The following is a 13,744-nucleotide window of genomic DNA, read 5'->3' as shown; positions in this document are numbered from 1 at the left end:
GGTAGTTCAGTTGGTTAGAATACCGGCCTGTCACGCCGGGGGTCGCGGGTTCGAGTCCCGTCCACTCCGCCACTTATATTAAGCCTCAGTCGAAAGACTGAGGCTTTTTTCGTTTTGGTTCCCCGACTTACCTTAAACCCACTTTCATATTGAAACCTTGCATCGAGAGGCCGGCTTCCCTCTGGCTATGCTTTCTAAGCCCTGTATGAGTGAAGTGGAACGCAGTTTTGTGTGGTTTCTGCAGTCTCGAGCGCTAGTTTTGAGCCCCTGTGCTTAACTTACCAAAGCTTCCTTTATTATTACCTGGAAAATTTATTCAATAGGTTATGTTATTTTCGGGGGAGATTTCTCTGCTTTAGATGTTTTGATTTAGCCATAGGCGCTTATTAATATAAACTCAGCGCATTTAAAACTTTCCAAACATGGATTTTGTTTTGTCGATCTATTTAAGCCAGTGTCTTAAAGTATATTCGCTACTTCTTCCCTCTAACCCTCTCCAACCTTCAAAGCCACCACTACGTACGTATAACGTGAGCGGTATAGGTGCTTTCATAGCTGTGTTTGCTGAGTAAGTCGTTCACCTAGCACATTGACTGAGGAAAGGTCTTCTTTCAGTGGATCTTCGTCTAAGTCACGATAGTTTTTAATAATTATCTGGTACTTTTTATTCTAAAGGTGTACGCTTCACATCGAATATTTTTTCGACAGTAAATCATGTTATATCTCTTGTTTAAAAGCTTTGTAAGAAGGCTGAACTCCGTGCAAAAAACGCGATGAAGTGTTGCTCGGAGTCTTAAATTAATCTTCATCAGGTGTTTTATGTGTGGGTAGCTTCGCTGAAGTTATACGCAGGTGCTTGTACACCTGATAAAAGAGAAGAGATGGCCGGTGATATTTCATCATCGGCCTTTTTGTATCTGTTAAGCAGCTACAAAGCATTTCCCAGTATTGAAATAAGGGCCGGTATTGATCACCGGCCCTTTTTTATTTGGTTGAAAACATGAGTATTTTACAAGTTAAAAATTTGTCTTATCAGATAGCCGATAAGACATTATACAACAACGTGACCTTTCGTATTAACGTGGGAGAGAAAGTAGGTATCACCGGAGCGAATGGTGTTGGAAAAAGCACCTTATTGAAACTGCTTTTCGGTGAATTATCTGCAGATAAGGGCCGCATTGAATGGTTACCAAGCCTTGAGGTAGGGTATTTAGAACAACATTTTAAGATCGATAATGTGCTGACAGTTCATGAGTGTTTAAAGGGCTCTTTTGAGAGTTTATACGCTGCAGAGCAAAAGCTTTGGACTTTGTATCATGCGATGACCGAGTCTCACTCTACATCTCTTTTAAGCCAAGTCGCTCGGCTACAGGCATATTTAGAAGATGAAAACTTCTATGCAATTAATACCAAAATTGAACAAGTTGCTGTAGGTCTTGGCATTTATCAATTTAGCTTAGATACACCGCTTGTCTCGCTAAGTGGCGGTCAAAGACACAAAGTCCTTTTAGGCAGGTTGTTACTTCGCAACCCCGATGTGTTAATTCTTGATGAGCCGACAAACTATCTTGATGCTCCGCACATTGAATGGCTAGTCACGTTTCTCAATGATTACATTGGCACCGTTTTACTGGTTTCTCATGATGTTGATTTCCTTAATCAAGTAGCGACCAGTATTTGTGATATTGATTATCAAACGGTTCGAAAATACAGCGGCACTTATGTCAAAGCAATGCAGCAAAAGCATCACGATGGTGCTTTGATAGAAAAGCAATATAAGGCTCAGCAAAATGAAATTCGAAAGTTAGAGCAATTTATTGCCAAAAATGGCGCTGGAGTTAACGCGAGTCTTGCTAAAGGGCGTAAGAAAAAACTGGATAAAATCGAACGTATTCAACTGAATAATGTAGAGAAAGTATCGATGTTTGACTTTGCTTACCAGCCCATTGGGCAACCGAATGTGATTGACGCAAAAGCGTTGATGATCGGTTATCAGCAGCCTCTGCTTCCAGTGTTTGATATCACGTTAGCGCGCGGGGAAAAGTTGGTTGTTGCTGGCTTTAACGGCGTGGGTAAGTCGACCTTACTTAAAACCCTGATGGGGGAGATCGAGCCACTCTCTGGTGAGGTGGTATTGGCAAAAGGTGCAATGATTGGTTATTTTTCTCAAGATTTGTCTTGGCGCCATCCTCAGAACACACCTGAACAGGAGCTGTGCTCTTGTGCGCCAACAATCTCAAGCAAAGAGTCACGCAAGCTATTAGCTCGCTTTGGGATTACGGGGGATAAGACGCAGCGCCACTTAGATACATTGAGCGGTGGTGAGCAAACTCGGGTGAAGTTGTGTTGTTTATCGGTTCAGAAATGCAATGTTTTGCTGTTGGACGAACCAACAACACATTTGGATAGCAGCAGTAAAAATGCGCTTAAAGAGGCTCTCCAGCGCTTTTCCGGTAGCGTGATTGTAGTATCTCATGAGAAGGCATTTTTGCAATCTTGGCCTGATAGAGTTTTAGATATTTCGTTGCTCACTTGTGCTGAATCGGAAACAGAACAGGAGGTGGAGCTATGATGCAGTCCATGATCCTATTTCTCGTGGCTTTTCTTGTTGGTGCTGATGAGTTGATGCTTGGATCTATTCTTGAACCTATCGGAAATGATTTAAGTGTTCAACCGAGTCAGGTGACCTTATTTATTACAGCATATAGTTTAGCCATAGCAATTTGCGCTCCTTACTTGGGCCGTTTATCAGACCGAGTTGGGCGTATTCGTATCATGGTGCCTGCTTGCTTTGTATTTGGGGTTGCGTCTATTACGACGGGCATAGTTCATGATTTTGAACTTGCTATTGCAACTCGAGTGATCACTGGTATTGCAAGTGCAGGCATGTTACCAATTGCATTCGCGTTAGCGGGAGACGCGAAGGGTAATAGAGCGATGCGTCAAATTGTGATGGTTCAGGCGGGATTAACGCTAGGTATGATAACTAGCCCGGCGATCGGAGCATTGTTGACCCAGCTTTTATCATGGCGTGCCGCTTTTATTATTTTGGGCGTTGCGGCTCTTTTTGTCGGTGCCATGAGCGTAGTGTCCATGAACAACAAGCATAATGAGTCCAAGAAGTCAGATACTCTGCCACCTATCACAGACGTCATTCATCTTCCAGGCGCGTTGAGGGCGATTCTAGCGATGTGTTTAGGCCTAGGGGGAGGTATTGGTGTATTTAACCTGATAGGCCTTCATATTCGAGATACCAGTGATTTGGCGCTCGGTTGGGTGGGCGCTATTTATGCAGCTCTAGGGATCGTGAGTGTGGTTGGAAATATGTGCGTGGCGAGAGCTTCTCGCTGGCTTGGTAGCTCTCGAGCCGTTATGCGAGTGGCTTTAATGGTGTGCATACCTTGCAGTGCATGGGTGTTCTCAAATGAGATGAGTACGGTGACCGCTTATCTTCCAGCTCTAGTGCTCTGGTCTCTTGCTGGAGGGTTTGGTTCTCCGGCATTACAAGCACATATCGCAAGCTTATCTGATGAATATCGAGGTGTGTTAATGTCTTCTGGAATGAGTATGATGCACTTTGGTGTCGCGATTTGGTCTGCCTTGGCGGGCTTCGCGTATTCTGTAGGCAATGAATGGGTCGCTTTCGTGGCTTTCCTATTGTTTGGCTCAGCAGTAGTTATCTTAAAGCCAGTTGGTAATACTGAACAAAGTGAGCGTTATTCGTAGTGTTTTAGTAGATAAAGAAAAGCCGTTACCTAAAAAGGTAACGGCTTGTTCCAAATACTTTTTGAAAAACGGTCTTAGTTCATGCCGTATTTCTTAAGTTTCTTGCGAAGAGTACCGCGGTTGATACCCATCATAGTTGCTGCGCGAGTTTGGTTACCGCGAGTGTACTGCATGATAGTATCTAGTAGTGGCTGTTCAACTTCAGCTAGAACTAATTCGTATAGTTCTGTTACTTCCTGGCCGTTTAGTTGAGCAAGGTAGTTTTTAAGAGACGCTTTAACAGAGTCACGTAAAGGCTTCTGAGTAATCTGGTCTTGTGACGTTACTGTAGTTACTGTTAATGCTTCTGAAGTCAGATTTTGTTCGAACATATTCGGTCTAGCTCTTCTCTTAATTATGATGCAACGTTATCAAAATAACCTTCTAACGCCTCAATTTGCAGCGGAGCTGCGTCGATAGCGTTGAAGGTACGGCGAAACTCACTTGCCTGTTCATGCTCTTTCAGGTACCACCCAACGTGCTTGCGCGCGATACGTGGACCTAAGAACTCCCCATAAAACTCATGCAGAGCATTTACATGACCAAGCATAATGGTTTTCACTTCCTCAGTTGGAAGTTCCTCCATTGTGGTGCCGTTTTCCAAATAGTGATGGATTTCCTGGAAAATCCAAGGACGACCCTGGGCAGGGCGTCCAATCATTAAAGCGTCCGCACCGGTGTACTCCAGTACAAATTTGGCTTTCTCCGGGCTATCGATATCACCGTTCGCGATAACCGGAATTGAAATCGCCTCTTTTACCGCTTTAATGCTGTCATATTCGGCCTCACCTTTGTACATACATGCTTTCGTTCTGCCATGCAGAGCAAGAGCTTGTATGCCGCAGTTTTCGGCTAATTTAGCGATCTGGACACAGTTCTTGTTGTCTGTATCCCAGCCAGTTCGAGTCTTTAACGTTACAGGAACGTCCACTGCATTCACGACCGCTTTCAAAATCTCTTCGATAATGTTTGGGTATTGAAGCAGAGCAGAGCCCGCTAGCTTCTTATTCACTTTTTTTGCCGGGCAGCCCATGTTGATGTCGATGATTTGTGCACCGTTCTCAACACTGAATTGAGCTGCGTCCGCCATAAGCTGTGGATCGGAACCCGCAATCTGTACAGAGCGAATGCCCGATTCGCCCTCGTGTACCATGCGCTGTTTCGACTTTGACGTTCCCCATAGTTTTGGGTTAGCAGACATCATTTCACTGACGGCCATTCCCGCACCATAGCGAAGACACAACTCGCGAAACGGTCTATCCGTTACACCAGCCATAGGGGCTACGATTAGATTGTTCTTAAGTTGATAGTTTCCGATTTTCAAAACGTCATCACAGTTCTGTACCAGCAAGGGCGCGCATTTTACGCATTTTTTCACTGCGTGAAAAGACTAATATTTGAGCATTTACAAATTGTTTTTGTAAATTGTATGAATTTCAAACAATTAGCTCTGAAAACCTTGTCTAGCCTTGCTTACGACCAGAGATGCGACACCATTCACTTTGCTCAACAATCGGGTCAATGTGAAGCTCGTCACGGTAATAGTTCGCAACATCTTCAGCTTGAGTGTCTAATACGCCGGACATAGCGAGGTCGCCATTTGGCTTAACTAGTCCTTTGATGATAGGTGCAAGTTCACGTAAAGGTCCCGCAAGGATGTTGGCCACAACGATGTCAGCGACGAGACCTTCAGGTTGATTTTGCGGTAAGTAAACTTCTAGTTTGTCTGCAACGCCATTACGCTCAGCATTGTCTTTTGAAGCAAGCAGGGCTTGAGGATCAATGTCGATCCCTATCACTTTTTCAGCGCCCAGTTTGATCGCTGCGATCGCAAGAATACCTGAGCCACAACCGAAGTCGATAACGGTCTTACCGCTTAAGTCCATGCTTTCTAGCCACTCAAGACAAAGTGCTGTTGTAGGGTGAGTACCCGTACCGAATGCAAGGCCTGGATCCAACATAACATTAACAGCGTCAGGATCTGGAATATCGCGCCAGCTTGGACAAATCCATAAGCGTTCACCAAATTTCATTGGGTGGAAGTTTTCCATCCATTCGCGTTCCCAGTCTTTATCTTCAAGCTGTTCTACTTTGTAAGCAAAATTGTCAGCCAGCATGTTGCTCGCTTTAACTTGGTCGATGATGAAGTTAGTGTCTGCTTCTGCATCATACAGTGCCAGAATATCAGTATCGCCCCATAAGCGAGTTTCGCCAGGTAGAGGTTCGAATACAGGTGTATCCTGCGCGTCTAAGAATGTAACAGACAGCGCGCCAGTCTCTTCCATTAGCATATCGCCGATTTGCTCAGCGTTTTCATTGGTCGCGTTGAGTTTGATTTGAATCCAAGGCATTGGTTTTTGCTCTTAAAGTGAATGAAGTGGCGCAGAGTTTACCAGAACTCTACGATTTGTTTGAGTATATACCCAAATAAGCCGATTTATATGTTGAGCCCTTCGCGTACATATAAAACAAAAATGCCCACGGGAGTGGGCATTTTTTAAGACGTTTGCTTAGGCTTATTGTAAGCCAAGCTTCTTCTCTAGGTAGTGGATGTTTGCACCACCGTGTTGGAAGTTTTCGTCATTCATAATGGAGAATTGCAGTGGCACGTTAGTTTTGATGCCTTCGATGATCATCTCACCCAGTGCGTTTTTCATACGTGCAATCGCTACATCACGGTTCTCACCGTAAGTGATCAGTTTACCAATCATTGAATCGTAATGAGGTGGAACTGTGTAGCCTGTGTAGATATGAGATTCCCAACGTACACCCATACCGCCAGGAGCGTGGAAACGCTCGATCTTACCCGGAGATGGTAGGAAGCGCTCAGGGTCTTCTGCGTTGATACGACACTCAATCGCATGGCCACGGATCTTAATATCATCTTGAGTGAATGACAGAGGCTGACCCGCTGCAACACGAAGCTGTTCTTTGATTAGGTCGATGCCAGTAACCATCTCTGTTACTGGGTGCTCTACTTGAATACGAGTGTTCATTTCGATGAAGTAGAACTCACCGTTCTCGTATAGGAATTCAAACGTACCTGCGCCGCGGTAACCGATCTCGATACATGCACGAGTACAGCGTTCACCGATGTACTTACGCATTTCTTCTGTGATACCAGGTGCTGGAGCTTCTTCCACTACTTTTTGGTGACGACGTTGCATTGAACAGTCACGCTCACCAAGGTGGATTGCGCCGCCTTGACCGTCAGCAATAACCTGAACTTCAACGTGACGAGGGTTTTCTAGGAATTTCTCCATGTAAACCATGTCATTGTTGAACGCCGCTTTTGCTTCAGCACGTGTCATTGCAATAGCTTGGATAAGGTCTTTCTCTGCGCGAACAACACGCATACCACGACCGCCGCCGCCGCCAGATGCTTTGATGATTACTGGGTAACCAATGCGCTTAGCAAATGCTTTGTTTTTCTCTTCGTCATTGTCTAGAGGGCCGTCAGAACCCGGTACACAAGGAACGCCTGCTTTCTTCATTGCATTGATAGCAGATACTTTATCGCCCATTAGGCGGATAGTGTCTGCCTTTGGACCAACGAAGATGAAACCACTGCGCTCAACTTGCTCTGCGAAGTCTGCGTTCTCAGACAGGAAGCCGTAACCTGGGTGGATAGCCACAGCACCAGTCACTTCTGCTGCAGAAATGATGCGTGGAATGTTTAGGTAGCTGTCGATACCACGAGCAGGGCCGATACATACGGTTTCGTCTGCGAGTAGTACGTGCTTAAGATCGCGGTCAGCTGTCGAGTGAACAGCGACGGTCTTAATACCTAATTCTTTACAAGCGCGAAGAATACGAAGTGCAATTTCACCTCGGTTCGCGATGACTACTTTGTCTAGCATAAGGCAAGCCCCGCTTATTCGATTACAACAAGAGGTTGGTCGAATTCAACTGGTTGGCCGTCTTCAGCTAGGATTGCTGTAACAACGCCAGATTTGTCCGCTTCGATTTGGTTCATCATTTTCATTGCTTCAACAATACATAGAGTATCGCCAGCATTTACTTTCTGACCCACTTCTACGAATGCTTTAGAGTCTGGGCTTGGAGAGCGGTAGAAAGTACCAACCATTGGAGAAAGAACTTGGTGACCTGCAGGTGTTGCTGCTGGAGCTTCTGCTGCTGGCGCTTCCGCTACTGGTGCCGCTGCTACTGGAGCAGGTGCCGCCGCTGGAGCTGCTGCGTAGTGAATTGGTGCTTGAGGGGCTGCAGTGCCATGACGGCTGATGCGCACTGACTCTTCACCTTCAGAGATCTCTAGCTCAGCAATGCCAGACTCTTCAACTAACTCAATTAGCTTCTTGATTTTACGAATATCCATCTTTTCTTTCTCTTTTATCTTGTGATTAAGACAACCCTCGTAGGGTTGCAGAGTGTTAGGGTTACTTTGCCTGTAGCTTATTGATCGCTGCAGACAGAGCAAATTCATAACCTTGTGCGCCTAAACCGCAAATCACACCCTCTGCTTTATCTGACAGGTAAGAGTGATGACGGAATGGTTCACGTGCGTGCACATTTGATAAGTGCACCTCAATAAATGGGATGGCGACGCCAAGTAATGCATCTCGCAGCGCCACACTAGTATGAGTGAAAGCCGCTGGATTGATGATGATGAAGTCAATCTTGCCATAGGCAGCGTGAATGGCTTCAATCAGTTCGTACTCACGATTTGATTGTAGGTGTTCCAGTTCTACCCCAGCGTTATGGGCTTGCTCTGTAAGAGTATCCACAACTTGAGCTAAGGTACTGTGACCATAGTGTGTCGGTTCGCGCAGACCCAATAGATTAAGATTTGGTCCGTTTAGAACAAGAATCCGTGACTTTGCAGACATTGTGTTGCTATCTTCCCTTATCGTGAGTGGAACGTTTATATTCCCAAATATACGATAGTTCAGCACGATTTTTTTGTTAAAACCGAGCAAATTTTAAAAAATCGACCAAGATTATAGCTAATTCATAGCAATTAGCAGCAATTTACTGGTCTAATCTCCTAATAGCCACTCTCGTTTCTGTAACCAAGTTAACAAAAACAACATAATTGCCATATTTTTTGTGTGGCCAATTTGTGCACTAAAGCAAAAAACCGCCATGAGTGATGGCGGTTTTTAAAGTGCTTTTAAAACAGTTGGTTGAATTTATGCCAATTCTGCTTTCTCTGCGATAAGTTTATCTACAACGCTCGGATCGGCAAGCGTTGATGTGTCTCCGAGGTTGCTGGTATCACCCGTTGCAATTTTACGCAGGATTCGACGCATGATCTTACCAGAACGAGTCTTCGGTAAGGAATCCGTCCAGTGCAGTACATCTGGTGTTGCAATTGGACCAATTTCTTTACGCACCCAATCTTTCACTTCTTTGTGTAGCTCTGCTGACGGGAATTCACCATCGTTCAAGGTAATGTAAGCGTAGATAGCTTGGCCTTTGATATCATGCGGAATGCCCACAATAGCGGCCTCAGCAATTTTATGATGTGCGACAAGAGCCGATTCTATTTCAGCGGTACCCATGCGGTGACCCGACACGTTTAGTACGTCATCAACACGGCCCGTGATCCAGTAGTAACCGTCTTCGTCACGACGAGCCCCATCACTAGTAAAGTACATTCCCTTAAAGGTTGAGAAGTAGGTCTGTTCAAAGCGCTCGTGGTCGCCATAAACAGTACGCATCTGACCTGGCCATGAATCAAGGATCACCAAGTTACCTTCTGCTGCGGTTTCTTCAATGATGTTGCCCATGTTATCAACCAGTGCAGGTTGGACTCCGAAGAATGGTCGAGTTGCTGAGCCTGGTTTTAAATCTGTTGCGCCTGGTAGTGGTGCAATTAAGATACCGCCGGTCTCTGTTTGCCACCAAGTATCAACGATAGGCGAGCTCTCGTTACCAATCGTTTTGTAGTACCACTCCCACGCTTCAGGGTTGATAGGCTCACCTACTGAACCCATCACACGTAAGCTTGAACGAGATGTCCCTGCTACCGCTTCGTTACCTTTTGCCATTAGTGCACGAATAGCGGTTGGCGCAGTGTAGAGAATGTTCACTTGGTGCTTATCAACCACTTCACTCATACGAGCCGTGCTTGGGTAGTTTGGAATACCTTCAAACAGAATGGTTTTGGCCCCGTTCGCTAGTGGACCATAAATTAGGTAAGTATGGCCTGTAATCCAGCCCACATCCGCGGTACACCAGAAGGTTTCTCCTGGTTGATAATCGAAGACATATTTAAAGGTCATTGCCGCGTAGACGAGGTAACCGCCTGTAGTATGTAGTACGCCTTTAGGTTTACCTGTCGAGCCAGATGTGTAGAGGATGAACAGCGGGTCTTCGGCTTTCATCTCTTCTGGTGGGCAAACGTCAGAAACGTTGGCTGTTGCTTCGTGCCACCAAACATCACGGTGTTCATGCCATTCAACATCACCACCTGTACGTTTAAGCACGACGACTTTATTGATGGTTTTTACGTCTGGGTTGGTTAGTGCTTCATCCACGTTCTTTTTCAGTGGAACAGCGCGTCCGCCACGTACGCCTTCGTCTGCGGTGATCACGACTTTAGCGTCAGAGTCGATGATACGGCCGGATAGCGCTTCTGGTGAGAAACCGCCAAATACTACGGTGTGAACCGCACCAATACGGGTACAAGCGAGCATAGCCACTGCAGCTTCTGGCACCATTGGCATGTATAGACACACCACGTCGCCCTTGCGTACGCCTTGCTCTTTCAATGCGTTGGAGAATTTACACACTTCTTTGTGCAGTTCGTTGAAAGTGAGTGTTTTGTCGTCGGCTGGATCATCGCCTTCCCAAATGATGGCGACGTCGTCCCCGTGTTCTGCAAGATGACGGTCAATACAGTTAGCCGAGACGTTCAGTGTGCCATCTTCAAACCAGCGAATATCAACATGGCCAGTGTCGAAAGAAGTGCTTTTTACTTTGGTGAAAGGTTTGATCCAATCAACGATTTTGCCGTGCTCGCTCCAGAAGCCCTCTGGATCGGTTACCGACTGCTGATACATGGCTAAGTAAGTATCATTATCCGCGTGTGTATGAGTTTTAATATTTTCTTTTACCGGATAAACGTGGGCTTCGCTCATGGCTTCTCTCCTTGTGCCTTATTTCTCGGCCTTACACCAATCTAGATAAGATTTTGAATATATTTTTGTAGGGCTGTTTTTTTGGTTCTAAATAACTTGGTCGTGGTAATGACGACGTTGTGCTTATAACTGTCAGTCACCGCGCGTATTTCCACAATTAGACTTTAGGATGAGAGTGATGGAAGCGCCGGGAAATCGCTGAAACAAAAGTATTTCTGGGAGCTAGGTCAACTGATTTTTATGTATACGGCGCGGTTAGGTTGGGTAAATCGCCTTTCGTTAAGCGGACAAAGACCAAAGCGGCAGAAATCGCGTCTTGCAAGGCGTCGTGTTTGTCTTGGATAGGAAGTTCGAGGTGTTTACAAATGGCATCCAGACTTAAGTCGAAATAGGCATTCGGCAAATGTCGTTCCAACTTATCGTGATAAATCTGACTGACCTCGATAAGTGGGTTAGGAAGTGGGAAGCCAAGTTGCCGCAGACAAGCAAGGTCTAAGATCTTTTTATCGTAACGAATGTGATAGCCCACAAGTGGTCGGTTGCCGATAAAGTCGAGCAGCTCGAGCAGCGCCTCTTTTTCACTGATGCCATCGACTAAGTCTTGGTGGCGAATTCGATGGATCTTGACCGAGCCTGAGTCGAGCGATTGCGGCGCGCGTAAGCGGGCTTCAAATGGTTGACTGGTGATGATGCGGTTGTCGATGATCTTGGTGGCTGCAATAGTCACCAGCTCGGCGCGATTTGGGTCAAGGCTGGTGGTTTCGCAGTCAAGAGAGACGTATTCTGTTTTATCTGGCGTGCAAAACAGCGACTGATAAGGCGAACCTTTCAGTTTGTAGTGCCAGTATTTGCGTTGTAACCAGTTCATTGCCTACGCCTCTGTGATTTATGAAAATCAGGGTTAATCACGAATTTGATAATGGAAGCCTAAAAATTGCTTAAATTTCTTCACCACATGTAAGCTGTGGCGAAGCAAATCACGCTCAGTTCTATCCAGTTGTTTAATATCAATGTTATTCAACGCTTCTTGCTTTTTGAGTTGCTGATTAAGACGAAGTTTAAAGAACAATTTCAGTGCTTCGTTGAGATTATCTGCCGTTTCAGATTCTAAGATGCGCTTATTTCTCAGAGCTTCAATGCGCTCAAACGTGTTCTTCTCCTCAATGGCATATTCCAAAGACAAGGTGCGAATGCCGTGTACAATTGGGAAAATACCGCCGCGTTTAATGTCCAATCCGTCTTTAGCACTTTTTACGTTGCCAAATAGAGTTAGGGGCACCGAAAACTGCAAGGCAGGGCGAGTAAAGTCAGACAATATCAACATGCGATCTTTCATTGTGTCACGAAGATGCGCCGCAATTGGAGCCAGCAGCTCGCAATTCCCAGCAACAGCATGGGCGTCACTGAAAATGGCTAAGTCCATGATTTGTTGTGGTTCGGCTTTAGCTATCCAGTGGTTTAGGGTGCTTATCCATTCTTGCTGTGTTTTGACCCATTTCGGGTTGTTAACCATCACTTTACCAGGGCAAAGTGGATAACCGAGCTGTTGTAGGGTGTGTGTGAAGGATTGCATCACTTGTTCGCAATGAGGCCATTCCAGACCATCTTGAATAATCAGGGCATTGTCTTGATCGGTTTTGAGAATTTGCTCTCCTCGGCCTTCAGAGCCGAGTACGATCAAGCAACAATGGTCGTGCAAGGCTGGTGGTATCACTAACTCGAACGCTTTCTCGATAATTTGCTCGTTTACGGCTGAGATAAGCTCCATGATGAAGCGAGTGCGGATACCGTTTTTCAATAAGCTCTCGACCAATTGACATTGGCGGTTTGAGGCCAAAGCGAGCTCTTCCACGCTGCTTGCTCGAGCAATACTGAGCGTTAACACGTGGGAGTGGGTTGAGAACGCGCTGAGAATTTGGGTCATATCCAGCATGCCGACGGCTCGGTTGCCTTCACATACCATGAGGCGTTTCATTCTATTTCTGGTCATTGTGATCATGGCGTTGAATAGAAAGTCACCATCATCAACGTGATAAACAGGAAAGCTCGCGATCTCACCCACTGGTGTGTCGAGCGCGCAACCATCTATCATCACAGAATGCAGCATATTAGTACGAGTCACTATTGCGTACGGGTGGGCTGATGGCCATTTTTCCAATCGTGGATCATCGCCATGGAGTTGAACCAATGCGGCGTCAATCCCATTTTCTTTTAAGGAACGTGTTACCTCGTTAATTGGTGTATTTGGTTCAAGGATCATCGGTGGGTGATAAATGCTGCGGTCAACTTTAGTGAGAATAAACTCCGCTAAGTTTTGCTGTTGATGGGCCGCTTCGATGAGCTCTTGCCGTTTCGATAAATTGTTATCGAAATAGGCTGCAAACTGGCCATTTTCGTTGTAAAGGGCAAGGAAAATTTCTTTCGGCAGTAGGTAAGAGAGCGTGTCCTCAAGCGCGATGTAGTGATGACGTACCTTGTCTTCAAGTAACGAGCGTACATCGAACATATCGTCGTTGGCATAATGTGCGAACACTTCCTGTTGATCGTTGGAGCGCTCTTCTACCGCGCCTTTGATCAGAATATGTAAGTGGGGGTTCTTCTGTCCGCAGGATAAAATAACATCTCGAGCTCGATAGTAGGCGACGTCCAGAGACGATCGCAGTCGCGTTTGTTGTGCTTCAGTTAAGCGATCGAACGGTGGAGATTGCATGTTAAATTTGTCAGGCATGAGAACACCCAATAATGATGGAAGGAACACTCTCTAAGTCTGACAAATTTCTTACCGGAAGCCAGACGACTTTGGTCTAAATTACGATGTTTTCGCTTGAAGATGCCAAATGTCGCAAAGTTAGTATTCCATCGAGGAAACGATAAGT

General features: G+C 45.7%; 11 protein-coding genes. 2 read left to right on the top strand and 9 right to left on the bottom strand.

Going from position 1 to position 13,744, the window contains the following annotated elements; all coding sequences use genetic code 11:
- Positions 1–1,000: 1,000 nt before the first annotated feature.
- Both R8N28_RS19990 and R8N28_RS19985 read left to right on the top strand, forming a co-directional pair.
- The gene (locus R8N28_RS19990) at positions 1,001–2,572 is read left to right on the top strand and encodes an ABC-F family ATP-binding cassette domain-containing protein (protein ID WP_065274946.1); all 1,572 of its coding nucleotides are present in this window, start codon (positions 1,001–1,003) and stop codon (positions 2,570–2,572) included.
- Positions 2,569–3,726 (top strand): MFS transporter, encoded by a 1,158-nt coding sequence (locus R8N28_RS19985; protein ID WP_065274945.1) that lies wholly within the window; start codon positions 2,569–2,571, stop codon positions 3,724–3,726. Before R8N28_RS19990 ends, R8N28_RS19985 begins: the two co-directional genes overlap by 4 nt.
- Positions 3,727–3,800: 74 nt before the next feature.
- Here the strand turns inward: R8N28_RS19985 and fis are convergent, their stop codons facing one another.
- The 9 genes from fis to R8N28_RS19940 form a co-directional block, all read right to left on the bottom strand.
- The gene (fis, locus tag R8N28_RS19980) at positions 3,801–4,097 is read right to left on the bottom strand and encodes a DNA-binding transcriptional regulator Fis (RefSeq protein ID WP_000462885.1); all 297 of its coding nucleotides are present in this window, start codon (positions 4,095–4,097) and stop codon (positions 3,801–3,803) included.
- A gap of 23 nt (positions 4,098–4,120) precedes the next feature.
- Positions 4,121–5,089 (bottom strand): tRNA dihydrouridine synthase DusB, encoded by a 969-nt coding sequence (gene dusB / locus R8N28_RS19975; protein WP_005382505.1) that lies wholly within the window; start codon positions 5,087–5,089, stop codon positions 4,121–4,123.
- Between the two features lie 139 nt (positions 5,090–5,228).
- Positions 5,229–6,116: a 50S ribosomal protein L11 methyltransferase gene (gene prmA / locus R8N28_RS19970; protein ID WP_065274944.1), complete on the bottom strand. Its 888-nt coding sequence runs from the start codon at positions 6,114–6,116 to the stop codon at positions 5,229–5,231.
- 165 nt (positions 6,117–6,281) lie between these two features.
- Positions 6,282–7,625, bottom strand: coding sequence for an acetyl-CoA carboxylase biotin carboxylase subunit (gene accC, locus R8N28_RS19965; RefSeq protein WP_005382509.1), 1,344 nt, complete (start codon positions 7,623–7,625; stop codon positions 6,282–6,284).
- Between the two features lie 14 nt (positions 7,626–7,639).
- Positions 7,640–8,101 (bottom strand): acetyl-CoA carboxylase biotin carboxyl carrier protein, encoded by a 462-nt coding sequence (accB, locus tag R8N28_RS19960; protein ID WP_005386355.1) that lies wholly within the window; start codon positions 8,099–8,101, stop codon positions 7,640–7,642.
- Between the two features lie 61 nt (positions 8,102–8,162).
- Positions 8,163–8,612, bottom strand: a complete 450-nt coding sequence (gene aroQ / locus R8N28_RS19955) for a type II 3-dehydroquinate dehydratase (protein ID WP_005382360.1) — start codon at positions 8,610–8,612, stop codon at positions 8,163–8,165.
- A 303-nt stretch (positions 8,613–8,915) separates the two neighbouring features.
- Complete coding sequence (acs, locus tag R8N28_RS19950; RefSeq protein ID WP_017635556.1) at positions 8,916–10,868, bottom strand: acetate--CoA ligase; 1,953 nt, start codon at positions 10,866–10,868, stop codon at positions 8,916–8,918.
- Between the two features lie 238 nt (positions 10,869–11,106).
- Positions 11,107–11,736, bottom strand: coding sequence for a 3'-5' exonuclease (locus R8N28_RS19945; RefSeq protein ID WP_017635557.1), 630 nt, complete (start codon positions 11,734–11,736; stop codon positions 11,107–11,109).
- 33 nt (positions 11,737–11,769) lie between these two features.
- Positions 11,770–13,596: a DUF294 nucleotidyltransferase-like domain-containing protein gene (locus R8N28_RS19940; RefSeq protein ID WP_017635558.1), complete on the bottom strand. Its 1,827-nt coding sequence runs from the start codon at positions 13,594–13,596 to the stop codon at positions 11,770–11,772.
- Positions 13,597–13,744: the final 148 nt, after the last annotated feature.

This window comes from Vibrio sp. Vb1554, from assembly GCF_033344235.1.
Note: the sequence above shows the minus strand (reverse complement) of the source record. Positions and strands in the feature narration are given on the sequence as shown.